At 60.0% G+C, this 26,936-nt stretch carries 23 protein-coding genes; 16 read left to right on the forward strand and 7 right to left on the reverse strand.

Annotated elements, in window-relative coordinates; translation table 11 throughout:
• Positions 1 to 33 precede the first annotated feature (33 nt).
• The 4 genes from clpX to AWR36_RS14595 all read left to right on the forward strand — a co-directional run bounded on the left by clpX (position 34) and on the right by AWR36_RS14595 (position 6,522).
• Positions 34 to 1,323: an ATP-dependent Clp protease ATP-binding subunit ClpX gene (gene clpX / locus AWR36_RS14580; protein WP_067086572.1), complete on the forward strand. Its 1,290-nt coding sequence runs from the start codon at positions 34 to 36 to the stop codon at positions 1,321 to 1,323.
• A 293-nt stretch (positions 1,324 to 1,616) separates the two neighbouring features.
• Positions 1,617 to 4,022 (forward strand): endopeptidase La, encoded by a 2,406-nt coding sequence (lon, locus tag AWR36_RS14585; RefSeq protein ID WP_067086575.1) that lies wholly within the window; start codon positions 1,617 to 1,619, stop codon positions 4,020 to 4,022.
• A 253-nt stretch (positions 4,023 to 4,275) separates the two neighbouring features.
• Positions 4,276 to 4,548 carry an HU family DNA-binding protein gene (locus AWR36_RS14590; RefSeq protein ID WP_067086576.1) on the forward strand — a complete coding sequence of 91 codons (273 nt, stop codon included), beginning with the start codon at positions 4,276 to 4,278 and terminating at the stop codon, positions 4,546 to 4,548.
• A gap of 96 nt (positions 4,549 to 4,644) precedes the next feature.
• Positions 4,645 to 6,522 (forward strand): SurA N-terminal domain-containing protein, encoded by a 1,878-nt coding sequence (locus tag AWR36_RS14595; protein WP_067086579.1) that lies wholly within the window; start codon positions 4,645 to 4,647, stop codon positions 6,520 to 6,522.
• Between the two features lie 141 nt (positions 6,523 to 6,663).
• On the opposite strand, the gene AWR36_RS14600 is transcribed toward AWR36_RS14595, so the two are convergent.
• Complete coding sequence (locus tag AWR36_RS14600; RefSeq protein WP_067086583.1) at positions 6,664 to 8,217, reverse strand: LysM peptidoglycan-binding domain-containing protein; 1,554 nt, start codon at positions 8,215 to 8,217, stop codon at positions 6,664 to 6,666.
• A gap of 211 nt (positions 8,218 to 8,428) precedes the next feature.
• Positions 8,429 to 9,196 carry a hydroxyacylglutathione hydrolase gene (gene gloB / locus AWR36_RS14605; RefSeq protein ID WP_067086587.1) on the reverse strand — a complete coding sequence of 256 codons (768 nt, stop codon included), beginning with the start codon at positions 9,194 to 9,196 and terminating at the stop codon, positions 8,429 to 8,431.
• Positions 9,197 to 9,409: 213 nt separating this feature from the next.
• Between gloB and AWR36_RS14610 the strand changes: the two genes are divergently transcribed.
• The 10 genes from AWR36_RS14610 (at position 9,410) to AWR36_RS14655 (ending at position 19,802) form a co-directional block, all read left to right on the forward strand.
• On the forward strand, positions 9,410 to 10,192 hold the full coding sequence (locus AWR36_RS14610) for a class I SAM-dependent methyltransferase (RefSeq protein ID WP_067086590.1): 783 nt from the start codon (positions 9,410 to 9,412) through the stop codon (positions 10,190 to 10,192).
• A gap of 62 nt (positions 10,193 to 10,254) precedes the next feature.
• Entirely contained in the window at positions 10,255 to 10,692 is a 438-nt protein-coding gene (gene rnhA, locus AWR36_RS14615; RefSeq protein WP_067086593.1) for a ribonuclease HI, read from the forward strand.
• A gap of 2 nt (positions 10,693 to 10,694) precedes the next feature.
• Entirely contained in the window at positions 10,695 to 11,423 is a 729-nt protein-coding gene (gene dnaQ / locus AWR36_RS14620; protein ID WP_067086596.1) for a DNA polymerase III subunit epsilon, read from the forward strand.
• Between the two features lie 813 nt (positions 11,424 to 12,236).
• On the forward strand, positions 12,237 to 13,934 hold the full coding sequence (locus AWR36_RS14625) for a hypothetical protein (RefSeq protein WP_231745356.1): 1,698 nt from the start codon (positions 12,237 to 12,239) through the stop codon (positions 13,932 to 13,934).
• Positions 13,935 to 13,947: 13 nt separating this feature from the next.
• On the forward strand, positions 13,948 to 14,766 hold the full coding sequence (gene nudC, locus AWR36_RS14630; protein ID WP_067086599.1) for an NAD(+) diphosphatase: 819 nt from the start codon (positions 13,948 to 13,950) through the stop codon (positions 14,764 to 14,766).
• Positions 14,767 to 14,779: 13 nt separating this feature from the next.
• Positions 14,780 to 15,430 carry a cation/multidrug efflux pump gene (locus AWR36_RS14635; RefSeq protein WP_067086602.1) on the forward strand — a complete coding sequence of 217 codons (651 nt, stop codon included), beginning with the start codon at positions 14,780 to 14,782 and terminating at the stop codon, positions 15,428 to 15,430.
• Between the two features lie 46 nt (positions 15,431 to 15,476).
• Positions 15,477 to 16,661 carry a protease SohB gene (gene sohB / locus AWR36_RS14640; RefSeq protein WP_067086606.1) on the forward strand — a complete coding sequence of 395 codons (1,185 nt, stop codon included), beginning with the start codon at positions 15,477 to 15,479 and terminating at the stop codon, positions 16,659 to 16,661.
• Positions 16,662 to 16,698: 37 nt separating this feature from the next.
• Positions 16,699 to 17,700, forward strand: a complete 1,002-nt coding sequence (locus AWR36_RS14645; RefSeq protein ID WP_067086609.1) for a YhdH/YhfP family quinone oxidoreductase — start codon at positions 16,699 to 16,701, stop codon at positions 17,698 to 17,700.
• Positions 17,701 to 17,863: 163 nt separating this feature from the next.
• Positions 17,864 to 19,129, forward strand: coding sequence for a patatin-like phospholipase family protein (locus AWR36_RS14650; protein WP_231745357.1), 1,266 nt, complete (start codon positions 17,864 to 17,866; stop codon positions 19,127 to 19,129).
• Positions 19,113 to 19,802, forward strand: coding sequence for a DUF4919 domain-containing protein (locus AWR36_RS14655; protein WP_067086614.1), 690 nt, complete (start codon positions 19,113 to 19,115; stop codon positions 19,800 to 19,802). Before AWR36_RS14650 ends, AWR36_RS14655 begins: the two co-directional genes overlap by 17 nt.
• A gap of 51 nt (positions 19,803 to 19,853) precedes the next feature.
• Here the strand turns inward: AWR36_RS14655 and AWR36_RS14660 are convergent, their stop codons facing one another.
• The 5 genes from AWR36_RS14660 to AWR36_RS14680 form a co-directional block, all read right to left on the reverse strand.
• On the reverse strand, positions 19,854 to 22,082 hold the full coding sequence (locus AWR36_RS14660; protein WP_067086619.1) for an ATP-dependent helicase: 2,229 nt from the start codon (positions 22,080 to 22,082) through the stop codon (positions 19,854 to 19,856).
• A gap of 134 nt (positions 22,083 to 22,216) precedes the next feature.
• Positions 22,217 to 23,947, reverse strand: coding sequence for a SulP family inorganic anion transporter (locus tag AWR36_RS14665; protein WP_067086623.1), 1,731 nt, complete (start codon positions 23,945 to 23,947; stop codon positions 22,217 to 22,219).
• A gap of 225 nt (positions 23,948 to 24,172) precedes the next feature.
• Positions 24,173 to 24,610, reverse strand: coding sequence for a DUF6691 family protein (locus AWR36_RS14670; RefSeq protein ID WP_067086626.1), 438 nt, complete (start codon positions 24,608 to 24,610; stop codon positions 24,173 to 24,175).
• A gap of 2 nt (positions 24,611 to 24,612) precedes the next feature.
• Positions 24,613 to 25,047 (reverse strand): YeeE/YedE family protein, encoded by a 435-nt coding sequence (locus AWR36_RS14675; RefSeq protein WP_176491152.1) that lies wholly within the window; start codon positions 25,045 to 25,047, stop codon positions 24,613 to 24,615.
• A gap of 9 nt (positions 25,048 to 25,056) precedes the next feature.
• A complete protein-coding gene (locus AWR36_RS14680; RefSeq protein WP_067086785.1) occupies positions 25,057 to 25,371 on the reverse strand; it encodes an ArsR/SmtB family transcription factor in 315 nt (104 codons plus the stop codon).
• 102 nt (positions 25,372 to 25,473) lie between these two features.
• On the opposite strand from AWR36_RS14680, the gene AWR36_RS14685 reads away from it, so the two are divergent.
• Positions 25,474 to 26,352 carry an MBL fold metallo-hydrolase gene (locus AWR36_RS14685; RefSeq protein ID WP_067086633.1) on the forward strand — a complete coding sequence of 293 codons (879 nt, stop codon included), beginning with the start codon at positions 25,474 to 25,476 and terminating at the stop codon, positions 26,350 to 26,352.
• An 87-nt stretch (positions 26,353 to 26,439) separates the two neighbouring features.
• Positions 26,440 to 26,850, forward strand: a complete 411-nt coding sequence (locus tag AWR36_RS14690) for a TIGR01244 family sulfur transferase (protein ID WP_067086638.1) — start codon at positions 26,440 to 26,442, stop codon at positions 26,848 to 26,850.
• Positions 26,851 to 26,936: the final 86 nt, after the last annotated feature.

The following is a 26,936-nucleotide window of genomic DNA, read 5'->3' on the forward strand; positions in this document are numbered from 1 at the left end:
TTGACGGCGGGCCGCAGACCACGGAGTAGATTGATGACCGACCAGAACAGCGGAGAAGACAACGGCAAGCTGCTGTACTGTTCCTTCTGTGGCAAAAGCCAGCAGGAAGTACGCAAGCTGATCGCCGGCCCGTCCGTGTTCATCTGCGACGAGTGTGTCGAGCTTTGCACCGATATTATCCGCGAGGAAGTTCAGGAGTCGTCCGAGGGTCAGGAGGGTCGCCTCCCGACGCCAAAGGAGATCACCGAGATTCTCGACCAGTACGTGATTGGTCAAGAGCGCGCCAAGCGTGTGCTGGCAGTGGCGGTATACAACCACTACAAGCGCCTGCGCACCAAAAGCGGAGTCAAGAGCAAGGACGAAGTAGAGCTGAGCAAGTCCAATATCCTGCTGGTGGGCCCCACCGGTAGCGGTAAGACGTTGCTGGCTGAGACTCTGGCGCGTCTGCTCAATGTACCTTTCACCATCGCCGACGCAACCACCCTGACCGAGGCGGGGTACGTGGGTGAGGATGTTGAGAACATCATCCAGAAACTGCTGCAGAAGTGCGATTACGATGTGGAAAAAGCCCAGCAGGGCATCGTCTACATCGATGAGATCGACAAGATTTCCCGCAAGTCTGACAACCCGTCCATCACCCGCGATGTTTCCGGTGAGGGTGTGCAGCAGGCGCTGTTGAAGCTGATTGAGGGCACCGTCGCTTCCGTGCCGCCGCAGGGCGGGCGCAAGCATCCGCAGCAGGAGTTCCTGCAGGTGGATACCGGCAATATCCTGTTTATCTGTGGCGGCGCCTTTGCCGGCCTGGATAAGGTTATCCGTGACCGCTCCGAGAAGGGCGGCATCGGGTTCAGTGCCGAGGTGAAGTCCAAGGACAGCAACAGCAACTTCGGTGAAATTTTGCTCGATCTCGAGCCGGAGGACCTGGTGCGCTATGGCCTGATTCCCGAGTTCGTCGGACGCCTGCCGGTGACGGCAACCCTGGAAGAGCTGGACCGGGAAGCACTGGTGCAGATCCTGACCGAGCCGAAGAACGCCCTGACCAAGCAGTACGGCAAGTTGTTCGAGATGGAGGGCGTGGAGCTGGACTTCCGCCCGGACGCCCTGGATGCTGTCGCAGCCAAGGCTATGGAGCGCAAGACCGGCGCCCGCGGCCTGCGATCTATTATGGAATCAGTGCTGCTGGAAACCATGTACGACATTCCATCCATGGACAACGTGTCCAAGGTGGTGATCGACGAAGCGGTCATCAAAGGCGAGTCAGCGCCATTACTGGTCTATGCCAGCAATGAGTCCCCTCAGCAGAAGGCGGCGCCGGAAGAATAAGCCGGCGACAGGCCCAAGCGTCGAAAAGCCCCGAAAGGGGCTTTTTTGTGTCCGCAATCCGATCCGATCCAGGCTGATAGCGGTAACATCTGGTGTAAGCAAAGTGGATTGCGCTGGCGCTTGAAGAGGAAATTTCTTAGTCGGCAGCCAATCGCGCTTAGATTAGACTTGTATTCCAGCAGCCACCCCCCATCTTTGCTTTTGAAGAGGTGGTGTCCCCGACGGTGGGATTGAATATCCGTCGTCACAATGTCGCGCCACAGTACCCCAGTGATCGGGCCGAGAGGAATTCTATGGATCAGCAATCCGACACCAAACAAGAGTATCCGCTGCTGCCGCTGCGAGATGTGGTCGTCTACCCGCATATGGTTATCCCGCTGTTTGTCGGCAGGGAAAAGTCCATTGATGCACTCGAGGAGGCGATGCGTGACGACAAGCAGGTGTTGCTGGTCGCACAACGGCAAGCCTCGGAAGATGACCCGGGTAAGGACGATATCTATCGCGTGGGCACGGTTGCCAGTGTGCTTCAGCTCCTGAAGCTTCCCGATGGCACTGTCAAAGTGCTCGTGGAGGGCAGCCGGCGAGTAAAAGTGCTCGACGTTATTGAAGGCGAGGGACATTACCGCGCCACTGTGGAAGAGATGGAGAGCGAAGAATTACCCGAGGCTGAAGCGGAGGCACTGGTACGCTCTGCCATGTCGCAGTTTGAGCAGTATGTCTCTGTCAGCAAGAAGGTGCCCAACGAGGTGATCACCTCGCTGTCGGGCATCGATGAGCCGGGTCGGCTGGCAGATACCATTGCTGCCCATATGTCGCTGGAGCTTCCGCAAAAGCAGGAACTTCTCGAAACCGTGAGCGTGAAAGAGCGCCTCGAGCAGTTGCTAGGCCTGATGGATTCGGAGATTGACCTGATTCAGGTGGAAAAGCGTATTCGCGGCCGCGTGAAGAAGCAGATGGAGAAAAGCCAGCGGGAGTACTACCTGAATGAGCAGATGAAGGCCATTCAGAAAGAGCTGGGTGATATTACCGAAGAGCCCAATGAGGTCGAGGAACTCGAGAAAAAGATTGCCGAATCCGGCATGAGCGCCGAGGCAGAAAAGAAAACCCGCGCTGAGCTGGCCAAGCTGAAGATGATGTCGCCGATGTCGGCGGAAGCCTCTGTACTGCGTAGTTATATTGACTGGATGCTGAGTGTGCCGTGGAAAAAAGCTAGCCGCGTGCGCCATGACCTGAAGAAGGCAGAGGAGATTCTCGAGAAAGATCACTACGGTCTTGAGGAAGTGAAGGAGCGCATTCTCGAATATCTCGCCGTGCAGAAGCGGGTCAAGAAAGTGAAAGGCCCGATTCTTTGCCTGGTGGGTCCGCCGGGGGTGGGTAAAACGTCTTTGGGGCAGTCCATTGCCCGGGCGACCAACCGCAAGTACGTGCGCATGGCACTTGGCGGTGTGCGCGATGAGGCAGAAATTCGCGGCCACCGTCGCACCTATATCGGTTCACTGCCCGGTAAGCTGATTCAGAAAATTTCCAAAGTCGGGGTGAAAAACCCGCTCTTCCTCCTCGACGAGGTGGACAAGATGGGTATGGATCACCGCGGTGATCCGGCATCGGCGCTGCTGGAAGTGCTGGACCCGGAGCAGAACAAGAGCTTCAACGATCATTACCTGGAAGTGGATTACGACCTTTCGGATGTTATGTTCGTTTGTACTTCAAACTCCATGAACATCCCTGGCCCGCTGCTGGACCGCATGGAAGTTATTCGCATCCCCGGCTACACCGAGGACGAGAAGGTGAATATCGCCCAGCGCTACCTGATACCGAAGCAGCGCAAGGCCAATGGCCTCAAGGACAATGAGCTGGTTCTCAAGGACGAAACCGTACGCGACATCGTGCGCTTTTACACCCGTGAGGCGGGTGTCCGCGGACTGGATCGTGAAATCGCCAAGATCTGTCGTAAAGTGGTGACCGAGCACGTGCGGGATGCCAGCAGTAAAAAGGCAGTGATTGAACCCAAACAGCTGGAAGACCTGCTCGGGGTGCGCAAATTCGACTACGGCCGTGCCGAGGAAGACAACAAGATCGGTCAGGTTACCGGTCTCGCCTGGACCGAGGTCGGCGGTGAGCTGCTCACCATCGAAGCTTCTGCGGTGCCGGGTAAAGGCCGGGTCATCAAGACCGGTTCCCTCGGTGACGTGATGCAGGAGTCCATTCAGGCTGCCCTGACGGTGGTGCGCGCCCGTTCCCAGATACTGGGCATCGGGCCCGATTTCAATGAAAGTCGGGACATTCACATTCACGTTCCGGAAGGGGCGACACCGAAAGATGGTCCGTCCGCGGGTATTGCCATGTGCACCGCGCTCGCCTCGGTACTGACCAATATCCCGGTCAGGGCGGATGTGGCCATGACTGGGGAAATCACACTTCGTGGCGAGGTGCTGCGAATCGGTGGCCTCAAGGAGAAGCTGCTGGCAGCACATCGCGGTGGTATCAAGACTGTCTTGATTCCAGCGGACAACGAGCGGGACCTGCGTGATATTCCCGAGAATATTCAGCAGGATCTCGTCATCAAGCCGGTCAAGTGGATCGACCAGGTGCTGGAGTACGCCCTGGAGCACAAACCAGAGTCACTCTCAGACGAGGAGTACTCGGCGTTGCAAAAGCAGGCTGAAGAGCGATCCCAGCGATCGGTGCACACCCACTGACCAGTCCCAAGGGCCACCTCAGGGTGGCCCTTTTCTTGCAAAGATCAAAAAGTAGTCTGCGGTTGCCAAAAGGTTGCTGCAAAAACGTCCAACTGCCCTGAAACCCGCGTCGTTCCTTGACCCGCTATCGGGCAGTTGGTATAAAACGTGGCTTATTGGCCGGCGCGAAAATTGCCGGTGACTCAAGACTCGAACGCACAGGTGTCCAAGGCGGGCGCCAAAACATACCTAGAAAAGAACAGAGGGATTAAGCGTGAATAAGTCCGAACTGATTGAAGCGATTGCCGAATCTGCAGATATTCCGAAAGCAGCTGCCGGCCGCGCTCTGGACGCAATGGTAGACAGCATCACTGACGCCCTGAAAAAAGGCGATCAGGTTGCTCTGGTGGGCTTCGGCACTTTTGCCGTTAAAGAGCGCGCTGCCCGTACTGGCCGCAACCCGCGCACCGGCGACCCGATCGAAATCGCTGCCGCCAAGATTCCGAATTTCAAGGCCGGCAAAGCCCTGAAAGACGCGGTAAATTAAGAAGCATTTAACTGTTTGCAGTTAAAGCTTCAAGGAGGCGTATCGATTGGATGCGCCTTTTTTGTTTCTGATTAGAGTTAAATTTCGGAGCTGAGCATGCTTCAGTCCATGCGAGACAACCTCAAGGGCACGGCGGCCATTATCGTTGCGGCCTTTTTTGGTTTCATTATGGTGATTGGCGGTATCGATTTCTTCACCGGGGCCAGCGGCGGCTCTGCTGACGCGGTGGCGGAAGTCAACGGAGAAAAGATTACCAACCTGGATCTGCAACGCGCGATCCAGAACCGCCGCGCCATGATCATGAATCAATACGGGGAAAATGTACCCGCTGATCTGCTGAGCGATGAGCAGCTTCGCGGCCCGGTATTACAGCAACTGGTCAACAGTGCAGTGATGCGGCAGGCGGCTGAGGACGGCGGTATGGCAATGAGTACTGCCGCAGTCGATCGAGAGATTGTGCAGATCCCCGGTTTTCAGGTGAATGGCCAGTTTGATCCACAGACCTTTCGCATGTGGCTGGCGCAGAATCGTTTCACTCCGGCTGGTTTCCGCCAGATCATGGAGCGTGACCTGATCTTGCAGCAGTACGCTGATGCCGTCACGGATAGCGCCTTCACCACCCGTGCCACTGCAGAAGATGTGGTTGCGATCTCCATGGAGGAGCGTGACTTTGATTACGTTGTTCTGCCGGTAGAGCCCCTGCTTGCCGACGTGCAGGTCTCCGACGAGGAAATCCAGCAGTACTACGACGAAAACCAGAATGCATTCGCGCGTCCGGAGCAGGTGGCGATCGAGTATATCGAGCTGAAGCCGGAAATGTTCGCGGCAAATATCGATGTTGCCGACCAGGATGTCCGTGCCCAGTACGAGCAGGAAGTGAAGAACTTCGCGGCGAGTGAGCGTCGTCGAGCCGCGCATATTCTCCTCGAAGAGCCAACATCTGCACAGATTGAGGAAATTCAGTCCAAGCTGGCTGCCGGTGAAGATTTTGCCGAGCTGGCAAAAAGCTATTCCGATGATTTCGGTTCCCGTGAAGATGGCGGGGACCTGGGATTCACCTCCGGAGATGTGTTCCCGGAAGCGTTTGAGGAAGCCCTCTCGGCGCTGGAGGTAGGGCAGGTATCAGAGCCGGTTGAGACTGAGAGTGGGACGCACTTTATCAAGCTTCTCGAGGTTTCCGGGGCCGAGCCGCCGACTTTTGAAGAGCGCGCAGGGGCAATTCGTCAGCAGCTGCAAAGTGCAGAGGCTGAGCGTGAATTTGTCGGCGCCCTGTCGCGGCTGGCGGATCTGGCGTACAACGCCGAGACTCTCGCTGACCCCGCCGAGGAGCTGGGTGTAACGGTGCAGACCTCAGAGCTTTTCGATCGCAATGGTGGCGAAGGTATCGCGTCCAACAACTCGGTTATCGAGGCGGCTTTTGCGCCGGAGGTGATGCTGGATGGTAATACCTCCGATGTCCTGAACCTGAGCAATGAGCACTCGGTGGTGCTGCGTGTCATTGAACACAAGTCCGAGGGTACTTATCCGCTGGCAGAGGTTCGCGAGCAGATCGCAGAGCGTCTCAAGCGCGACAAGGCCAGTGCGCAGTTGGCAGAAGCGGCGCAGTCTCTGCAGGGCGAATTAAAAGCCGGCACTGACTTTGACACATTGGCGGAGCAGAGAGACCTGACACTTGAGAAAAGCGACGCTACCCGTCGGGGTGGCTTCGGTCAGCGTGGCGAGGTTGTTGAGCAAGCCTTTGAGCTGCCGGCGCCTGAAGGCCGCGACAGTCGGATAACCACCTTCGCCACTGAGGCGGGTGATCAGGTGGTGCTGGCGCTGCGGGAGGTCCGTCCGGGCCAGCTCGACCGCCAGAGCAAGGAGCAGCGTGAGGCCCTCATGCAGCAGCTTGCTTCCATGGCCGGCACTTCTGAACTGGCAGCGGTGCAGCAGCTGCTGAAAAGCCAGGCGGATGTAGAAGAAGTCAGCCAATAACCGGACCGGCATGGCCCGCGAGAGCGGGCCACAAAGAAGTTCGCAGCCCTGAAGGCAATGCCTCACTGCGACTCTCCAGGATTTCCGGAAACAAAAAAGCCCGCATATGCGGGCTTTTTTGTTATGGGGTGGGCAGCAGGATCAGCCGCTTGCGGCAGTATCCACAAACAGGGTGAGGCGCTGGCCCGGCTGCAGGTAGGTGGATTTGCTGATCTTGTTCCAGCGCAGGATGTCGTTGATCTCGAGGCTGAATTTCCGCGCAATACGGTAAAGGGAGTCGCCACTACGAACCCGATAGGAGAGCTTGCGGGTGGTGCGGCTATCGCTTTGTCCCGCATTGTAGGCGACCAGTTTGCGGCCGGGGCGCAGGGTGTCACCTGGCGCCATGCTGTTCCATTTGGCCAGATCCCGGACGCCCACGTCCATGGAGCGCGCAATGCCCCACAGGGTGTCGCCGGGACGCACTGTGTAGCTGGTCTTGCTGCCACTGCCGGAGGACTGCTGACGCTGCACGCGCTCGTCCAGAGCGTAGGCGTATTGTCCGGCTGGCCCCGAAGCACTGGGAATCAGGAGGGTTTGCCCCGCGCGAATGGTGTTCCCGCGCAGTTTGTTGGCCTGGCGAATCGCTGCCACTGTCGTTTCGTAACGGCGGGCGATGGTTGACAGGGTGTCCCCGCGGGAGATCTTGTAGCGCTGCCAGCTGACACGCTGTTCTACAGGCAGTTTGTTTAGCGCCAGCTGGAAGGTTTGCTGGCGGTCTGCCGGTATCAACAGCTCATGTTTTCCGTTCGGATCGGTGGCCCAGCGGTTGAAGCCGGGGTTGAGGAGGTAGAGTTCCTCGATCTCGATTTTTGCCAGATTGGCCGCCTGGGCCAGATCGATCTGGCTGCCCACGTTCACCTTGGTGTAGTAGGGCTCGTTGGCCACATCGTGGAGGGGAACTCGATAGTAGTCTGACCGCGATACGACCTCGGCCAGTGCCAGCAGCTGGGGCACGTACCGTTGGGTCTCCCGTGGCAATTTCAGGTCCCAGTATGTTGTGCCGAGGCCGCGGCGCTTATTGCGCTTCACTGCGCGGCGCACGGTGCCTTCGCCGGCATTGTAGGCGGCAAGAACCAGCTCCCAGTCGCCGTCGAAGCGCTCGGAGAGATAGGAGAAGTAGGCGATGGCGGCGTCTGTCGAGGCGTCCACATCCCGGCGGCCGTCATACCACCAATTCTGGTGCAGGCCGAAAGCGCGCCCGGTGGCGGGAATGAACTGCCACATGCCGGAGGCGCGCGCGTGAGAGTATGCGAAGGGGTCGTAGGCACTTTCCACGATCGGAAGGAGGGCCAGCTCTAGTGGCAGGTTGGCCTCTTCGAGTTTCTCTACCACGTGGAATATATAACGTCGGGACCGTTCGGTTACCCGAGACATGTACCCCTCGTTGCGGGAGAAATAGGCAACGTAGTCTCTGACTTTCGGGTCATCCAAACGGCGCTCGAGACTGAAGCCTCGCCGTAGTCGATCCCAGACGTCAACCGGAGGCAGCGCCGCTTCAGGCGCGGCGGAATTTGCTTTCTCCGCTGGCGGAGAGACTGCAACTTTACTGTCGTGGTACAGCTTGTCCTGCGGCGCTGTGGCTTGTTTGTCCACCTGCGCACAGGCCCCCACGGCCGCTGCCAATACTGCAACGGCAAATTTCTTTTGAACCATGCTGGTGCCCGCGATGCGTTATAGCTTGGATTTTTCTACTGCTACTTCAGCGCCAGGTTTGTAATTCTTGGCGTCAAACCTGAGCTTTTATCTGTAATTCCTTGATTCTAAAGAGGGACCTTGGGACTGGTCAACGGTAAATGCCTATTTATTGCTCAAATTGTTGCTCAAATCAACATAAGCGGCGGACATCCCTTTCCCTCTTGACTGTTCAAAAATTGTCCTTCCATTTCCTCAAAGTGGCGAAAACTTCGACCTCGTCGCAATTGTCTGCGGCGCCGTGGCTTGCGGCCCGCCGAGCGACAGCGGGAATGTGACAGCGCAAAAACGGGTTGGTTGCCAGCTCCTCACCGATGGTGGAGGGCAGGCTGGGCTGATCTCCTGCACGCAGGTTGTCCACCTGGCTGATCCGGTTTTGCAGCACCGCATTACCGGGTTCCGCCGCCTCGGCGAAGCGCAGGTTGGCGCGGGTGTACTCGTGGGCGCAGTAGACCTGTGTCTCTGGTGGCAGATCAGAGAGCCGGCGCAGGGAGTCATACATCTGCGCCGGGCTACCTTCGAAGAGGCGGCCACAGCCGCCGGCAAACAGCGTGTCGCCACAAAACAGATGGGGTGTTGCCTCTGCGCCGGGTTCCTCCATCAGGAGCGCCAGGTGGTCCAGAGTGTGCCCGGGTACAGCCATGACCCTGACCGGAGCGCCGAGCAGCCGGAATTGGTCGCCATCTTTGAGCGGGTGGGTGACGCCATCGACAGACTCGGGTCCGTAAACGGGGCACTGGTAGCGCTTCACCAGCTCCGCGATCCCCCCGGTGTGATCCAGGTGATGGTGCGTGATAAGAATGCCGTTGAGTGCTGCGTCTCCCAGGGCTTTGATTACCGGTGCGGCATCGCCGGGGTCTACGACCCAGTGTTCTCCATCCTGTGCAAGGTGCCAGATATAGTTGTCGCTAAATGCCGGTATTGGCGAGATTGTGAGCATTTTTATCACCCGCTACCCTAGATGGTGAAACCATACCACATGGCATTGAAGCACAAGCGCCGGGGGTATGATGAAAATACGGCGGCTGGTTACTCAGCCGTTGCGGTGGTGCCGATAGTGTGTCGCCGCTCGTCGTGTTAAAAACAGCACAGCTGCGGGCGCTTGAAGCCGTTGCGACCGTTACGCGATGACGCCAGTCCATAGGAAGCTCTTATGACCAAGCAGTCAAACTCAAAGGGGGAGCAACCCAGTCTCGAGGAGTCCTGTGAAGAGCTGGCGCCCTGGTTTTCATCAGGTTTGGGGGAGGAAATACTGACCCAGGAGTTGGCACTGGCGCAGCCCCTGATCGAGAGGTTGTTTGGTTACCACCTCATGCAGGCCGGCGTCACTGACAAGGTCGACTTCGCCGCGTGCAGCCGCATCAATCACTGCTTTCGCATGAGCCCCTGTGCCTTTCAGGGCGGAGCGGCGATGGTTGAGTTTGAGCAGTTGCCGCTGCCGGCAGAATCGATTGATGTCGCGGTGTTGCACCATTTGCTCGATTTCTCCCGTCAGCCTCACCAGGTACTGCGGGAGGCGGCAAGGGTGCTTATCCCCGGCGGTCATTTAGTGTTGATTGGTTTCAATCCCTTTTCACTGTTGGGAATTTCGCGGTTTCTGTTCGACCGCGCTCCGCACCAGCGCGGGAACCAGTTGCGGGCGGCTCGCGTCGAGGACTGGATGAACCTGCTGGATCTGCAGGCAAGCAACGTAGAGCGCGGCTTCTTTCGGTTGCCGCTACAGCACCGGGATCTGCTGGCAAAGACCATGTGGATGGAGCGCCGCGGGGCTCGCTGGCGCTTGCCTTGGGGAGGGTTTTACATCATAGTCGCGCGCAAAGAAGTGGCGCGTATGCGCACGATCAAGATCGACTGGCGCAGCAATCGCAAACCGGCTCTGGGAGCAGTGCCCTCCAGTCCCCGGGTTGCGGCCCGCCATCGTCACAAGAAGCCCTGACTGGGTAACCAGGGGGGCCTTCACCCCCTTATTTAATTCAAGCAACGAAAATAACCAGACCATTGAAGCAAGTAACCATCTATACCGACGGCGCCTGCCGGGGGAATCCAGGTCCTGGCGGGTGGGGGGCTCTCCTGATTCACGGCGACTCCGAGAAAGAACTGTTTGGTGGGGAAGCCCATACCACCAATAACCGTATGGAGCTGCTGGCTGCAATTCGGGCGCTCGAGGCGCTAAACCAGCATTGTCATGTCGACCTGCACACAGACTCTCAATATCTCCGCCAGGGGATAACCAGCTGGATCAACAACTGGAAGCGTAACGGCTGGAAAACCTCGGCCAAAAAGCCGGTAAAAAATGCCGACCTGTGGCGCGCCCTGGACGAGAGCATCGGTCACCATGAGGTGCACTGGCACTGGGTCAAGGGCCACGCCGGCGATCCCGGTAATGAGCGAGCGGACCAGCTGGCCAACCGCGGCATCGACGAATTGGAGAGTTAACTATGCGACAGGTTGTTCTGGATACGGAAACTACCGGCCTGGACCCGAAAACCGGCCACCGCATTATTGAAATTGGCTGTGTCGAGCTGGTCAATCGAAAGCTGACCGGACGCCACTACCACCAGTACATCAATCCCGAACGTGAGGTCGACGACGGCGCGATTGAAGTACACGGCATCACCAACGAGTTCCTTCAGGACAAGCCTGTATTTGCCCAGATCGCCGATGAGTTCATGGCGTTTTGCGAGGGCGCAGAGCTGGTTATCCATAATGCGCCGTTCGATGTGGGTTTCATTGACTGGGAGCTGAAGCTCCTGCGCAGCCCGCGCTGGAAGAATGTGGCTGCACATTGCAGTGTGCTCGATACCCTGACACTGGCCCGGGAAAAGCACCCCGGGCAGAAGAACAACCTGGATGCGCTGTGTAAGCGCTACTTCGTTGACAATTCCCAGCGCGACCTGCACGGCGCACTGCTGGACGCCGAGATCCTGGCCGACGTCTACCTGATGATGACCGGCGGACAGACGGATTTGGCACTGGCGCTGGGGGGAGACAGTCGCTCAGAGGAGGGTGCCGAGGGAGAACAGAGGGATTCGGCTCCCGGCGCTATTTACCGACTGTCTGCTGACCGGGCACCCCTACCGGTTCGCCAGGCGACCGCAGAGGAGCTGGAAGCCCACCAGGAGATGCTCGGCTTGCTCGAGAAGTCTGCAGGTAAGCACTTCTGGTAAAGCCGCGGGCTGTTCCACGCGTGCGCTGAACCGCGGTGGCAGTCGGCGGCACTGCTTGTGGCCATGGCCAGTTTTGCAAAATGCTCGCGACTGATTTCCCCGGCGTTGGGCATCCCCTTGAGTCGCTGATATAGACCGTGGCGACGAACATGTCGCTGCTGATCACCCACAGCAGTCCGCTGGCTGTTGTCCCAGTTCCTGGTTCAATACGAAATCTGTCACCGGCGTGAATAGCTGCGGTCAGTGGATCCCCGCTGTAATGGCGAGGTAAATACTTAGCGGCTTTGCCCGGGGCAGGGGTTTGGCCCGGCGCACTTGTGGCGTCTACGAGCCTGCTCCGCAGCAAAAGTTCCAGTCGCTCGCACCGGTGCCACTGTCGGACCCGCAACCGAATAAGCCGGGGGATGACTCCGGCATCGTCACCGACCTCGTGAAGCGCCGCCCTGTCGCTGGTCATGCCCGGCAGTATTGACTCAATGCCGCTAAGGGCACCGGGCGCAGCAGGGCACTGCGGTGCGCTGGCAGATTCCGCTCCGGCAGAGTTTGGGGCCCACCGCTAGCGCTTTCTTGTGGTGTTTATGCGTCCGATTTGCCTGTAACGGGAGGGCCAGTAGATCGCTATTCCGTCGGTAGAAAAATCCAGCTGATTTTGATTGGCCCGGGGATTTGTCGATTGATCGATGGAATTGTCCGCGGAAACCGTGGATTCTCATCCGGTTTGGTATACATTGGCCCGTGGCAGGCCGCACCTGGTTGTGGCTGCCCAATATTTGAACAGTTAATAATGAATAACAGTGTGCGGTGGTGTTGGCGGTGACTGAATTACGCGAAATCAACATTACTTCGGTGAACTTGATCAAGGCCGAACTGACGACGTCCGTGGATTCTGCGGCGGCGCAACTTGATCAGTACGCGGCAGACCGTAACAACATGCAGGCCCTCGAGCAGTGCCTGGCGCTCCTTCGTCAGGGCACCGGCGTACTGCAGATGGTGCAGTTGCATGCGGCCGAACTCCTGAGTCAGGAGATGTGCAGCGCGCTTGCGGATATCCAGGAGGGCCGTCAGGAGCCCGTCACGGAGGTAATGGAAAGTCTCAGTACAGCTTTCTATGTATTAACCCGCTATCTGGACTTTGTGCAGAACCGCGGTTTCGCTCGCCCGGAGCTGCTGATCCCGTACATCAATAACCTGCGCTCGGCCCGGGGCCTGGCGCCGGTACCCGAGAGTCATTTCTTCCGCTGCCGCCTGGATGCCACTGTTCCCGGGGGCGTTTCCTCCGCGGTTATGTCCGAAGATCTGTGCCACTTTGTACGCCGCTTCCGTCATATGTATCAGGTGGGCCTGCTGGCATTGTTGCAGGGCAAGCCGGCCGGGCCGGCGTTCACCATGATGTCCCGCGCTCTGCAGCGCGTGGCGAGTATTTCCGCCGGGCGACCCTCGGGAAAATTGTGGGCAGTGGCGGGCGCCGCCCTTGGAGGAATGGCCGCGCGGGAGATGCATACCAATCGCTCGCGGGTAATGGTCTTCAGTATGCTGGATCGGCGCCTGCGCACGCTTCAGAAGCAGGGTGATGCCGCCCTGGATCAGCCGGCCCCCCCGGTCCTGGTAAAGGAGTGTCTCTACTGGCTGGCGTTGTCGGGACCCTCCGGACAGGCGGCACAGATACTGGAAGCTTTCTCGGCCAAGCCGCTGGAATACAGTGAGGCGGAGCTCGAGCGCGAGCGTGCAAGTCTTGGTGGTCCCGGTGCTACGGCCATCAGTGCGGTGGCAACTGCCCTGGATGAGGAGCTGACCGGTGTCCGGCGGATGCTCGACGACGCCGAGCTTATCGGCGCTTCGGGACTGGATGAAGAAGATGGCCTGCTGGGGACGCTGAAACGTATTGCCAGCACCCTTGCCATGCTGAACTTCCGCCGCGTGGCCGATGGGCTCAGAAGTGCCGTGGAGGGATACCGGTCCAGCGTCGGTGCGGGGAATAATACCGCCCGCGATGCTTTGCAGAATCTGACCAGCCAGGTTTTGATGGTCGACAGTGTTATCCGAGCGCTGCGCCAGTCATCCAGTATCGACGTGGACGAGCAGGGCCAGGCGGACATGGCTCTGGAGCGGAGCCAGCTGGCGGAGGCAGAGCTTGCCGTATTGAAGGAAACGGAAGCGGGCCTGTCGCTGATCAAGCGCGCACTGGGCTCTTACGCCGAGTCGGAATTCGATCATGGGCACATTCGCAATGTATCCACCACCCTTAATTCGGTCCGTGGCGGACTCGTGGTGCTGGGTCTCAGCCGGGCGGCCGCAGTTGTCGAGCGGCTGGTTGCCTTCGTGGAATCTGTGATGGACCAGCGGGACACTGCTCCGGCGATCGAGCAGACTCTGGATACGTTTGCGGATGCGATCATCAGCCTCGAGTACTACCTCGGTGAGGTAAAGTTGAACCGCAGGGCAAACATGCAGTCGCTGGATCTGGCGGTAGAAAGTCTCCAGGTCCTCGGTTATCCGGTGGAACCGGCCTGAGCGGGGAAGGGTTTTGAGCCAACGCTTCGTGCCGGCTGCAGGGGTGCGTCCGGTTCCTGTCATCCGTCGCCACCTGTTCGTATCCAGCGGCATGCTGCTCTGCCACAGCGAGGGGCTGCTGCATTCGCGTCTGCCATTCACTGAGCGGGAGATCGTGGCCAGCCACTATCTCGGCGAACTCGGAGGCGCCTCCTGCGGGGTGCATTTCCTGGCGAATCAACTCGATGTGCCGGGCTGTGGCTGGCGCGGCCTGCGAGGCCTGCTGGGCGAGGTCAGCGAGTTGGAGTTCTCCCTGGCCGGACGCGCCGTGCAGGTGGTCAACTGGGATCTGGATCATCGGTTTTGCGGCCGTTGCGGCGGCGCGACCGAAGACTACGGTCAAGAGCGGGCCCGAACCTGTAATCGCTGCCATCTCACGGTGTATCCGCGAATCTCCCCCTGTGTCATCATGCTCGTTACCCGCGGTGAAGAGTGCCTCCTTGCCCGGCACACCCGCCACAAGCACGGTTTGTTTACCGCGCTGGCAGGATTTATTGAAGCGGGAGAGAGTGCTGAGGAGGCCCTGGCGCGGGAGGTGCACGAGGAGGTCGGCCTGCAAGTGGCGGCGATGCGATATGTGGGCAGCCAGCCCTGGCCCTTCCCCGGTCAACTGATGCTGGGGTACCTGGCGGACTGGGCTGGTGGAGAGGTTTCACCGGATCCGGAGGAGATCGCCGAGGCCGGCTGGTTCCGATTTGACCAATTGCCGGACATTCCTCCCCCGGAGACGCTCTCCGGCCAGCTGATCCGCACTTTTGTGGCACAGTGCGAGAGCCGTAAACCGAAACAATAAAGCGGAGATTTGCATGTACATCGCCATAACTTTTCTGATTGCCGTGCTGGCGCTGCTACTGGTTTTCTGGGGTGGACGGGTGCTTGTCGGTGGCAGCTGGGTGCTGGGCTTTATCCGCGGCAGTGTCGGCCTGATTCTGCTGGGCGCGGCGCTTTTGATCGTGCTTGTGGCGGCGGACGTATACAGCTACCGCAACCTGGCTGAAGAACACAGTGTCGGTACGCTCTCATTTCGAAAGCTCGAAGACCAGCACTATGAAGCCAAGTTTGCCGATGAAGACGGCGTTGCCCAGACTTTTGTGCTGCGCGGAGATCAGTGGCAACTGGACGCGCGCCTGTTGAAGTGGAAGGGCCCGCTGGCGCGCTGGGGCATCCAGCCGGCCTATCGGTTGGATCGGGTCAGTGGCCGCTACCTGACCCTCCAGGATGAGCGTACCCTCGAACGCACGGTGCACGAGCTGTACGGCAGTAATTACGGTGTCGATGTCTGGGAGTCACTACGTGGCATCAGCCAGAGGCTGCCTTTTGTCGATGCGGTCTACGGCAGTGCCACTTTCCTGCCCATGGAGGATGGGGCCGTGTACGAGGTTCGTATCAGTCACAGTGGCCTGGTGGCGCGGCCGCTCAACCAGCAGGCGACCACGGCACTCGAGGAGTGGCGCTGAGGGCGCTGCAGAGTTTTACCTCTCCGAAATCTGACAGGGAGTTTAAGTGGAATTTCTTACTGAATACGGTTTGTTTCTGGCCAAAGTGGTTACTGTCGTCGTTGCACTCCTGGTAATCGTGGGATTCATCGTGGCGAACCGGGAGCAACTCAAGGACCGCATCCAGGGCCACATCGTCGTTACCAGCCTCAATGATCGCTACGAGCAAATGAAGGAAACCCTGCTCGAAGCGGTGATGGAGAAACATGAGTTTGCCCATCGTCACAAACAGATGGCGAAAGAGAAAAAAGCCAGGGAAAAGGCTCTGCTGAAAAAGCACAAGGCGGAGAAAAAACAGAAACCCGCGGAGAAGGTGCAGCGCAAGGATCTGGAACCCACGGACACACCGTTGCCAGAGCAGGGCGAGGCCGACGCAGAGGCGGGTGACACCCAGTCACGTGCGATCATCAAGGCGAAACCCGAGGGCGAGCGCGTGCGGCTGTTCGTGTTGCATTTCGATGGCGACATCAAGGCCAGTGCGCTGGCGCAGCTGCGGGAGGAGGTCACTGCCATCCTGCAAGTGGCCGAGCCGGGCGACGAAGTGGTGGTGTGCCTGGAAAGCCCCGGTGGCGTGGTGGCGAATTATGGCCTGGCTGCAAGCCAGCTGGCCCGTGTCCGCAGTGCAGGGATCCAGCTCACCATTGCTGTCGACAAGGTGGCCGCTAGCGGCGGCTACATGATGGCCTGCGTGGCCGACCGCATTCTCGCTGCGCCCTTTGCAATGCTGGGTTCGATTGGTGTCCTGGCGCAGTTACCCAATTTCAACCGCTTCCTGAAGCGGTACGACGTGGACTTCGAGCTGTTTACCGCCGGCGAATACAAGCGCACAGTCACCATGTTTGGCGAAAATACGGAGCAGGGTAAGGAAAAGTTCCAGAGTGACCTGGAGGAAATCCACGCTCTTTTCCAGCATTTCGTCTCCGAGTACCGCCCGCAATTGGATGTCGCCAAAGTCTCCACCGGCGAGGTGTGGTTCGGTCAGCGCGCTGTGGAACTTGGCCTGGTCGATGAGCTGAAGACTTCCGATGAATACCTGACCAGCCGTGCCAGCGACGCAGACTTATATCAGGTGGAATACAAGGAGCGTAAAAATATTGCCAAGAAAATGGGCCTGGCCGCGCAGTCCGGCGTGGAGTCGGCTTTGATGCGCCTCTTCTCACGGCTCGAGGCGTGGCGCCACCAGGCACAATAGTTTATTCCTCATCGAACGGAAGCGAACGGAGGGCACCATGGAGAAGACCTTTCGCGCAGTCTGGGTAGAGGAGGTCGCGGCGGGCAAATTTGATCAGCAGATCGTGCAGCGGTCCGTCGGCGATCTGCCGGATCACCCCTTGCAACTGGCGGTGTCCCACTCCTCTCTCAATTACAAAGATGCGCTGTCCGCCTTTGGCAATCGGGCGATCACCCGCCAGTATCCCCACACCCCGGGCATCGACGCCGTCGGGACCGTGGTGGAGGATCGCAGTGATACTTTCAAGGCCGGCGAGGCCCTGCTCATTACCGGTTACGACCTGGGCATGAACACCCCGGGAGGGCTGGCTGAGCGTATTGCCGTGCCTGCGGAGTGGGCCCTGCCATTGCCGGAGGGGCTGACACCCCGGGAGGCAATGATCCTAGGCACCGCCGGACTCACGGCGGGTTTATGTGTAGAGAAGTTGCTCGAGGCCGGGGCCAGGCCCGCCGATGGCGAGGTGCTGGTCACCGGTGCCACCGGTGGTGTGGGCTCGATCGCCGTGGCGCTCCTCGCGCAGCTGGGCTTCCGGGTGGCGGCGGTGACTGGCAAGCTGGAATCGGCTGATTTCCTCACCGCGCTCGGTGCCTGGAAGGTGCTGGACCGGGAGACGCTGGCGCCTTTCGCCAGCAAGGCCATGGCCAAGCCCCTCTGGGCCTGGGCGGTGGATACCGTCGGCGGCGACACCCTGTTCAACGTGATCAAGTCACTGGCTTACGGAGGCGGGGTGGCCGCCTGCGGCATGGCCGCTGGTGCCCAATTTCAGGCCAATGTGTTTCCATTCATTCTGCGCGGCATCAGTCTGCTGGGCGTGGATAGTGTGGAGCTGCCGCTGGAGCGCAAGGCGGCGGTCTGGCAGAAGCTGGGTGGCGACTGGTATATCGGTCAGCAACTCGATCGCATCGCCGAGGATATCGCTCTGGAGCAGGCGCCGGAATTTCTGGCGCGCCTGCACCGGGGGCACGGTATCGGTCGCTACGTGGTAGATATGTCCCGTTGAAGAGAGCGTGCCAGTAAGTGACTTTTCCGTGCGACCGGTCACTTTCTTGCGGTAGGGGACTGCTATTCTTGATTTCCCCCGAGCACATTGTTGCCGCGCGGGGAGAAGATTACATTGGAGGGCAGGGTCCGGCCCCTCCGGTGCCATTTGCTGGTAAGAGACATTGGCCGCAGAGCAAGAAATACCCAAGCTGACTCATCAGTCCAGTGCCCTGGTCCTGTCCGGGGGCGGTGCGCGCGCCGCCTATCAGGCCGGTGTACTCAAAGCGTTGGCGGAGCTGACTCCGGAGAGCAACCCCAACCCCTTCCAGATCATCTGCGGCACCTCGGCCGGAGCGGTGAATGCGTTACTGCTCGCCTCACATCCGGGGAACTTCCGCGAGGCAGTGGAGCGCATGTGCGACCTGTGGCTGGGCCTGACGGTGGACAGCATCTACCGCAGCAGCTGGCGCAGTTTGCTGGGCAATATGTTCTCCATCAGCCGCTCGCTATTTCACCACGGTGTGAGCCGCCAGCGCCCGCTGGCCCTGCTCGACAACTCCCCTTTGCGGGATTTGATCGACGAGGTCATCCAATTCCCCAACGTGCAGCGCAATATCGATGAGGGGCGGCTGCGTGCCGTGTGTGTCAATGCCATGTCCTACCGCAAGGGGGAGTCGGTCAGTTTTTTCCAGGGTGCGCAGGAGCTGACCGAGTGGCGGCGCTTCCGGCGTTATGGCACTCGTGCAGAAATCACCACGGATCACCTGATGGCCTCTTCGGCCATTCCCGCACTGTTCGCCACCGTCAAAATCGACGATGACTATTACGGCGACGGTGCGGTGCGCCAGCTGGCGCCCATCAGCCCGGCACTGCACCTGGGGGCTAACCGGGTGTTCGTGGTCGGGGTTTCGGATAATCGATCGCCGGTACACTGGGGTAAAAAGCGCAGCAAGGCGCCCCGACACTCGCCGTCCATGGCGCAAATTGCCGGGCAGCTGTTCAATGCCGCATTTATCGATAGTCTCGAGGGGGATCTGGAGCACATGGATCGGGTCAACCTGTTACTGGACTCGGTGCATGAGAAGGAGCTGATGGGGCTCTCCCCGTTGCGCTCGGTGGAATCTGCGGTGATCGAGCCATCCCAGAGTCTCGATCGACTGGCCGGTCGAAAGGTGCGCTACCTGCCGCCGGCAGTGCGCTGGCTGTTCAGGTCTACCGGGGCAACCACCGCCGGTGGCGGCGCTTCGGCGGCCAGTTATCTTCTTTTTGAGAAACCTTTCCTGGGCGAGCTGATCGAACTGGGGTACCAGGACGCAATGTGGGAGCAGAACAAGCTGCGTGACTTCCTGCGTCCCCAGATAGAAGTGCAGGAGTCCGAGCGCAGGGGCCTGTTCGGCATCCGAAAAAAACCGGTAACGGAGATAAGCACCCATGACCCTAATAATTAAGTCTGTCTCGATTATCGCGCTGGCCGCGCTGCTTGGCGCCTGTGCCGGGGCACCGGTCCCGGGGGCCGGAGGTGAGACAGCGGCACAGCGGCAGCCAGCGGTGCCGGAGACCGAGTACCGTCGCCTGCTGGCAGAGGCGCAGCGCCTCTCCTTCACGCTGGATTTTGACGCCCTGCGTAACGCTTACAGTGAGTCTGAGGAGTACAACCCGCACGGCGGGGTGCGCCTGACGGGTTTACCGGAGGCCTACCAGTCGGTGGAGCAGGCCAATTACGAGCGCTGCCTGAGTTACGTGGACGAGGTGCTGGCGAGCAACTATATGAGCCTGGAGGCGCACATGATCGGTGTGGTCTGCAGTGGCAGAAGTTCTGAACACGAGCGCGAGGATCGGCATCGCTACATGGTCGAGGGGCTGATGGACTCGATCGAGCGGAGCGGTGACGGTCGTACCCAGCAGAGCGCCTACCACACCATCACCACCTCGGAGCTCCGCGCTTTTGTCCGCCTGAAGGGGCTCGAGGTGCTGGACCAGTCCATCGTTTACGATCAACAGGGCGTCTACGACAAAATGCAGGTGCGTGATCCCGAGTCTGGCGTCGAATATCCCCTGTTTTTCAACGTGAGCCAGCAGTTTGCCCATTCGATAGAGAACGAAAGCGCCTCGCTGGAGTGATTCCGCGGATAGGCAACTGCGGGCGCTACCATCAAAGGATGCTGCAGGCGGTCATATCAAAAACGGCTGCAGGCGCTCCCAGTCAAAGCGCCTGGTGACGCTGTCGCTGAACAGAATCACCAGCCGTTCGCCCTCCCATTTCACCACGCGGCCGTGGCCCAGTTTGCGGTGCCGGATACTCTCACCGGCATCCGGGCGGCGTGCCGGTGCCACCGGTGCCTCCACTTCCGGTGAATATCCCAGGGCTTCCAGATAGCGGAGCCCCAGCCGGGTGACCGGAACTTCGCTTTGTAATGTCTGGGGCCGCTGCTCCAGTGCCGACTTCAGCGTCCGGCACAGGGGGAGTTGCATCTCCTCGATAAACAGCGACGGCCGCTGGGCCTCTTCCGCTTCTCCCGGTTTTGCGGGAATGCCGGGGGTCAATAGCAGCAGCTCCCGGCGCGCCCTGGTCATGGCGACGTACAGGAGGCGGCGCTCGCTCTCCAGTGAGGCCGGGGTAGAGAAGTCTCGCTGCGGCTGGTAGGGCATGTTGTGCTGGTTCAGCGCCGGGATGATCACCTGGTCCCATTCGAGCCCCTTGGCCTGGTGCATGGTGGTGATCAATACGGCGTCCGCATCTCCCTGTTCACCTTCCTGATGCTGGCGCTGCAGCTCCTGCAGGTGTGTCAGTACCTCCGCCGGTGATTGCCGCAGCCGATCCAGGTACTGGCAGAAGGCGAGTACCGTCTGCTGGCGCTCCTCCCCCTGTTGGCGGGTGAAGCTGTCGTCGGCGATGCCACTGAGATAATCCAGTTCGCCCAGCTGCCGGCGCAGTAGCTCCCCCCCGGTGCCCCGCCAACGCTCGCACTCCTGTAATAATGCTGCCCTCTGCTTGAGACGCTTCGCCTGGGGCTGGCTGAGATCAGCAGGCACCAGCTCGTACAGGCGCTGCCCCCAGTTGCCATCTTGCCGGGACAGGCTCGCACACAGCGGTTCCAGCACCCTGCGGGGAATGCGGATGTGGGGCGCCGTCAGCCACTCATACAGGCCGCGCCTGCGGCGCTCAGCGGGCAGTTCAGCGAAGCGGCCGGAGGCGATATTCAGGCTCCAGAACAGCGGACGCAATTCCCGGCGCGACAGTACTGTCTTGCGGTTGGCGGAGCGGTAGGGAATGTTTGCCGCCAGGAGAGCCAGCTCGATCGGCGCCGCCACGGACCAGAGGCGCACCAGGATTGCCACCTCGGACAGCGGCCCCCCCTGTTTCTGGCGACGCCGCAGGTGGTTCACCAACCAGCGTGACTCGTTGTCGCCAGCGTGCAGGTTGACGGTGGTTTCCGGCCCGCTTTCCGGGGAGATGCAGAGAATATCCGCACGCTCCCGGTTGTGCTGGATAAAGTGGTTTGCCGCCAGGGAGAGTTCGTGGCCATAGCGGAAAGTGCGGCTCAGTTGATACACATTGGACGGCGGAAAATCTCCGTCAAAGTAGCGCAGCAAATAGCCGGGCTTGGAGCCGCGCCACTCGTAAATTGTCTGGTCCGGATCGCCAATGGCGATCACATTGCCGGACTTCCCGTAGACCACTTGCAGCAGGAAATGTTGCACTGCGTTAATGTCCTGGTACTCGTCCACCAGGATATCCTCGAAATGGCTGCCGTATTGTTCGGCGATTTCGGGGCACAGGCTCAACAGGATAGCGGGGTCGTAAATCAGGTCGGCGTAGGTCACGGCCTGCTGGCTGCGTCGCCACTCCTCGAAGCTGCGAAAGACCTTGAGGAAATACAGGTATTCATCGCCGAGTTTCAGTTCCTGGAAGGCGCTCAGGTCTCCGCTCAGAATCGTTTTGGTGTAATCGATAAAAAACTCTGCCGCTTCCACCTCTGACTGCTTGCGTGCACGGATCTCTTCCAGTTCTTCCGGGGGCGCGCACTGCTCAATCGCTCGCCAGATCTGAAGTTGCACTGTGGACTGGGGCAGGGGCGTCAGGTTAGCCGGCGCGATATGACCATTGCCGATCATGCGCTGGTACAACCGGTAGCCGAGGCTGTGGAAGGTCTGCACTGTAGGTGTTTTGCCCTCTACAAGCGCAGTCAGCCGCCGCGCAAAATCCTCCCGCGCGCTGCGGTTGTACATCAGCACCAGCATGCGTTGTGGTGCCACGCCACCGGCGAGCCGGTTTTTTACGTAGTGCAACAGCGCGGTGGTTTTCCCGGAACCGGCCACCGCGATAATCTTCGCGTGGCCACCGGGATGCTCAGCGATCGCCCGTTGTTCTTCGGTCAATGTGGGGCTGGGTTTGGCCATGATACTGGAGTCGCCACCAAATACTGGATATTTTGCCAGTATCGTTGCCCCGGGTACAGGGGTGCTTCAACAGGTGATCGGCTTGATCGGGCGGGGAGCTGAAAACAGGGAGAGAGCTGAAAAAGCCGGGCGACTCAGGCCGGCCCCGGATCCGGGCTTTTGTGTTCCTCGTGGCGCAGGGCCAGTTCGGCGATGTAGGAGGAGAGGAACACCCGTCCGGTCAGTTCGCCGAGGAACTTCGAGCGGCTCAAGCGATCCAGCACAGGTCCTTTTACCTCCGCCAGATGCAGGCGGATATCGCGCTCGGACAGGTCCCGATTCACTTGCTGTAGCCTTTCCAGGGCGGTGCCGTCGATGCGGCTGACGGACGAGAGGATCAACACCATTTCGCGGGTATCCGGGTGCCGTTTCAGCTCGCTCAGCAGCCGGTCTTCCACTGCGCTGATATTACTGAAAAACAGGCTCTCATCGATGCGCATAAACAGCAGCCGCGGTTGGGTCTTGACCGTGTGCCGGAGCACGTTACGGAATTGCTCGGTACCCGGTAGACGGCCGACCACGGCAATATGTGGTCGGCTGCTGCGCCAGATCAGAGTGGCGAATGACAGGCCTATGCCGATACCAATGCCAGCCTCTACGCCGAAGAGCAGCACACCGAGGAAGGTCCCGGCCATGGCGAGACCATCGGTGCGGTCGTAACGCCAGTTGAGAATGAATCCCCGCACATCGATCAGGCTGGTGGAGGCGACGATGATGGTGGCGGCCAGCACCGCCAGTGGCAATTGCTGGAAAATACCGGTGAGAAATAGCAGCACCAGCGTCATCAGTCCGGCGGCAATGATTCCGCTCATGGGGGACTTCGCGCCGGCCTCCTCATTGATCGCGGTTCGGGCAAAGCTGCCGGTAACGGCGAAGCCGCCGGATACTGCACTCAGCATGTTGGCCGCTCCCAGGCCGCGCAACTCGGCATTGGCATTGAGGCGTTCACCGCGGCGCAGGGCGATGGCATGGGCGATGGAGAGGCTCTCCACAAAACCCAGGAGGGCGATAATCAGTGCCGGCAGCAGCAGGGGGTAGGTGAGCTGCCACTCGAATGTGGGCAGGCCGAATTCCGGCAGTCCCGAGGGGATAGCCCCCACCACGTCTATCTTGCGGTCCCACTCGAGGAAGTAGGTCAGGGCGATTGCGACCAGCACCAGCAACATGGGTGCCAGCCGCGCCAGCAGGCGGGCGGCTCCAGCAGCTACACCCAGCTTCCTGAGTAGTGGCGCAAGCCCCAGCCGCGCACCCAGCAGCAGTACTACGGACACGAGTCCGATGCCAGTGGTCAGCGGCTTTACCTCGGGCAGGTCCTCGACGGAGTGCAGCAGGATCTCGAATGCCGTGCCGCCGTCCGTCGGTACACCCAGGAGGGGGCCGAGCTGACCGATGATGATCAGGGTGGCGGCACCGGAAACAAAGCCACTGATCACGGGGTGGCTCAGCAGGTTAGAAAGCGCGCCAAGCCGCAGTAATCCCATGGTGAAGGAAAAGACCCCGGCGAGGGCTGCCAGGATCACTGCGCCGGTGACGTAATCTGCCGTTCCGGGCGAGGCAATGGGCGATAGCGCTGACGCCGTCATCAGGGCCAGCACCGCCACCGGTCCCACAGATAGCGCGGTGCTGGAGCCGAGCAGCGCATAGCCCACCAGAGGCAGCAGACTGGCGTAGAGCCCCAGGTGCGGTGGCAGGCCCGCCAGCGCGGCGTAGGCCAGTGCCTGAGGCACCAGCATCATGGTGGCCACCAGTGCGGCCACCGCGTCCCTGCCCAGCCACTGGGCCCGGTAGCGCTTCAGCCAATTGGGTAAAAGATTGCTCGCGCGCATCCTTGCCATCTTTCCGCTACAGGTTTGCTGGTCTCATGGTATCAGCAGACCGGGTCACCTCCTCGATGGAGGGCTAGGAATGAAGATAGTCCCGGCTGGCGGCAGATGTCGGTCGTGGTGAAAGAGAGCGCCGGAGGGCCCGGTGACTGGGGAGGGTACCGCTCAGGGGAGGGAAAAGGGGGCCGGTGAGCCCGGCCCCAGAAAACGCGGCTCAGGGGGCGCGTGTCAGGAGGTTGCCCCGGCGGTGCTCGGGCGATTGAAGAGGGCGAAGAGGCCCATGCCAGCCAGCATGGCGGCGGTGAACACAATTGCCTTGATCTCACCGGCACCGGTGGCCACCACGGCGGGACCCGGGCAGAAGCCGGCCAGTCCCCAACCGATACCGAACAACAGGCTGCCCACTACCAGCGGGCGGTCAATATCGCGGCGGCTGGGCATCTGGATCTGCTTGCCGAGCACGGTCACATCCCGGCCCTTGGCAAAATAGAAAAATGGCAGTCCCACGCCGATGGCGCCCACCATCACCAGTGCCAGCGAAGGATCCCAGTTACCGAACAGATCCAGGAACGCCAGTACCTTTTCCGGGTTTGCCATCCCGGAAACCAGAAGGCCCAGGCCAAAGATCAGGCCGGCAGCAAAGGCAGACAGCAAAGACTTGTTCATGTTCATACTCCCAGAAGGTGGCGCACAACGAAGACGGTGGCGAAACCGCCGGCCATGAAAATCAGGGTCGCAGCCAGCGAGCGTGGCGACAGGCGCGAGAGGCCGCAGACGCCATGGCCACTGGTGCAGCCGGAGCCGTAGCGGGTACCGATGCCCACCAGCAGGCCCGCAGCGATCAGCACGGGGTAGCCGGCCTCGATACGAATGGGGGGCAGTGCCTGGAACAGAGCCCAGAGGGTGGGTCCGATCAGCAGGCCGATGGCGAAGGCCGCCCGCCACCCGGTCTCGCCCGGGGTGCGGCTGATCAGCCCGCCGAGGATGCCGGAAATGCCGGCGATACGGCCATTCAGAACCAGCAGCAGGGCCGAGGCCAGTCCAATCATTGCCCCGCCGGCGAGCGCCGACCAGGGGGTAAAGGCAGTCCAGTCAATGGTCATGATTCACATTTACTCCGCACAGTAGAGTTCATACAGGGTTTGTAGCAGCGCCAGCACTCGCTGGTCAGCAACGCGGTAATAGACATGCTTGCCCTCGCGCCGGGTGGCGACAAGCCCCTCACGGCGCAATACACCCAGCTGCTGTGACAGGCTCGGCTGGCGAATATCCAGACGTTCCTCCAGATCGCCGACACAGAGCTCCTCCTGACTCAGCTGGCAGAGCAGCAGCAGGCGGTCCTGATTGCCGAGTGAACGCAACATCGCCGAGGCGGTGTCCGCGGAGGCACGCATTTTGTCCAGGCTTATTTCCGAAGTGTCGGGCATGGAACTGTCCATCATCACGATAATTTACAAGAAAACAGTATATTGATTTATATAATATTGGCAAGTATATTGTTGCCAAGCATTTCAAGCGGAGGACAAACAATGTCAGTCAGCAAGCAAAAGCCCCTGGTCCAGCCGTTCCTGGACGCGGATACCGAGACCTGGAGCTATGTGGTCTACGACCGCTCCGGTGGCAGCGCAGCGGTGGTCGACCCGGTACTGGACTACGACGCCGCTTCAGGGCGCACCAGCACAGGTGGTGCAGAAAAGATCGTTGCGTTCGTAAAAGCCGAGAAGCTGACGGTCGAGTGGATTCTGGAGACTCACGCCCATGCTGATCACCTCTCTGCGGCACCGTTCATCCGCGACCAGCTGGGTGGCAAGATCGCGATCGGGGATCATATCCGCCAGGTTCAGGCCATCTTCCGCGATGTCTTTAACCTGGAAAAGCAGTTTCTCGTCGATGGCAGCCAGTTTGATCACCTGTTCCACGATGGAGACACCTTTACCATTGGCGACCTCGAGGGGCGCGTGATCTACTCCCCGGGACATACTCCCGCGGACATGGCCTGGCTGATTGGCGATGCGCTGTTTGTCGGCGATACGCTGTTTCTGCCAGACGTGGGCAGTGCCCGCTGTGACTTCCCCGGCGGTGATGCCAAGACACTCTATCGCTCCGTAAAGAACCTGCTGTCTCTGCCGGACGAGACCCGTATGTTCATGTGCCATGACTATCCACCCAACGGACAGCGTGAGCACCAGTGTGAAACCACGGTCGGCGAGCAGAAGCGCAGCAACATCCATCTGCATGATGGAGTGAGCGAGGAAGAGTTCGTGACCATGCGCACCGAGCGTGATGCCACCCTGTCGATGCCGCGACTGATTCTGCCGTCCATCCAGGTCAACATCCGCGCGGGACAGATGCCCCCGGCGGAGGACAACGGCACCGTCTATCTGAAGGTGCCGATTAACGCGCTCTGATCCGGCAGTTTTCGAAATCTCACAGGAACCTGAGAGGGCAAGGGATTGCCCTGGTTTTTCTTCGACCCGTTTTTTAGAGGGGAAAGCATGAATATCCAGCAACTGGACAAGCAGGTCAGTGTTTCCGAACAGATGGAAACCGATACTTTCGGCAGTCTGGCGGAGTCCGGAGTCGAGATCGTTGTGTGTAACCGTCCGGAGACTGAATGCACTGCGCCGACTTATGAAGCCATGAAGGCGGCGGCGGATGAGGCCGGCATGGAGTTTGTCTCCATACCCTTCGCACGCGGGCAGATGACCCGCGAGCATTGTGAGCAATTCGCCAGGTTGCTCGCATCGGGCAAGCGTATCCATGCTTTCTGTCGCACTGGCAATCGCTCCTGCAACATGTGGGCCGGCGCGCGCTGCCTGCAGGGTGCGGAGCCGGTTGAGGTAGTGTCCGGCGCCCGTAGTGCGGGTTTCGATGTCAGTGGTGTCGTGGTTGCCTTTGCGGATTAACGGGCATGGCAACACCAACACGAACACGAACACGAGAAGTCTTTTTTGACCACGGCTTTTGCGGGGCGTGAGGTAACGGATCGGCG

Origin of the sequence: Microbulbifer flavimaris (genome assembly GCF_001641755.2) — a bacterium.
Lineage (GTDB): Bacteria > Pseudomonadota > Gammaproteobacteria > Pseudomonadales > Cellvibrionaceae > Microbulbifer > Microbulbifer flavimaris.

Excerpts from the sequence above, each read along its gene's own strand:
- AWR36_RS14600 (WP_067086583.1), bottom strand. The coding sequence starts at position 8,217 with ATGGTTCAAAAGAAATTTGCCGTTGCAGTATTGGCAGCGGCCGTGGGG.
- AWR36_RS14595 (WP_067086579.1), top strand. The coding sequence starts at position 4,645 with ATGCTTCAGTCCATGCGAGACAACCTCAAGGGCACGGCGGCCATTATC.
- AWR36_RS14665 (WP_067086623.1), bottom strand. The coding sequence starts at position 23,947 with ATGCGCGCGAGCAATCTTTTACCCAATTGGCTGAAGCGCTACCGGGCC.
- AWR36_RS14645 (WP_067086609.1), top strand. The coding sequence starts at position 16,699 with ATGGAGAAGACCTTTCGCGCAGTCTGGGTAGAGGAGGTCGCGGCGGGC.
- clpX (WP_067086572.1), top strand. The coding sequence starts at position 34 with ATGACCGACCAGAACAGCGGAGAAGACAACGGCAAGCTGCTGTACTGT.
- AWR36_RS14670 (WP_067086626.1), bottom strand. The coding sequence starts at position 24,610 with ATGAACAAGTCTTTGCTGTCTGCCTTTGCTGCCGGCCTGATCTTTGGC.
- dnaQ (WP_067086596.1), top strand. The coding sequence starts at position 10,695 with ATGCGACAGGTTGTTCTGGATACGGAAACTACCGGCCTGGACCCGAAA.
- AWR36_RS14660 (WP_067086619.1), bottom strand. The coding sequence starts at position 22,082 with ATGGCCAAACCCAGCCCCACATTGACCGAAGAACAACGGGCGATCGCT.
- AWR36_RS14655 (WP_067086614.1), top strand. The coding sequence starts at position 19,113 with ATGACCCTAATAATTAAGTCTGTCTCGATTATCGCGCTGGCCGCGCTG.
- AWR36_RS14635 (WP_067086602.1), top strand. The coding sequence starts at position 14,780 with ATGTACATCGCCATAACTTTTCTGATTGCCGTGCTGGCGCTGCTACTG.
- AWR36_RS14685 (WP_067086633.1), top strand. The coding sequence starts at position 25,474 with ATGTCAGTCAGCAAGCAAAAGCCCCTGGTCCAGCCGTTCCTGGACGCG.
- gloB (WP_067086587.1), bottom strand. The coding sequence starts at position 9,196 with ATGCTCACAATCTCGCCAATACCGGCATTTAGCGACAACTATATCTGG.
- AWR36_RS14610 (WP_067086590.1), top strand. The coding sequence starts at position 9,410 with ATGACCAAGCAGTCAAACTCAAAGGGGGAGCAACCCAGTCTCGAGGAG.
- AWR36_RS14690 (WP_067086638.1), top strand. The coding sequence starts at position 26,440 with ATGAATATCCAGCAACTGGACAAGCAGGTCAGTGTTTCCGAACAGATG.
- AWR36_RS14680 (WP_067086785.1), bottom strand. The coding sequence starts at position 25,371 with ATGCCCGACACTTCGGAAATAAGCCTGGACAAAATGCGTGCCTCCGCG.
- AWR36_RS14675 (WP_176491152.1), bottom strand. The coding sequence starts at position 25,047 with ATGACCATTGACTGGACTGCCTTTACCCCCTGGTCGGCGCTCGCCGGC.
- lon (WP_067086575.1), top strand. The coding sequence starts at position 1,617 with ATGGATCAGCAATCCGACACCAAACAAGAGTATCCGCTGCTGCCGCTG.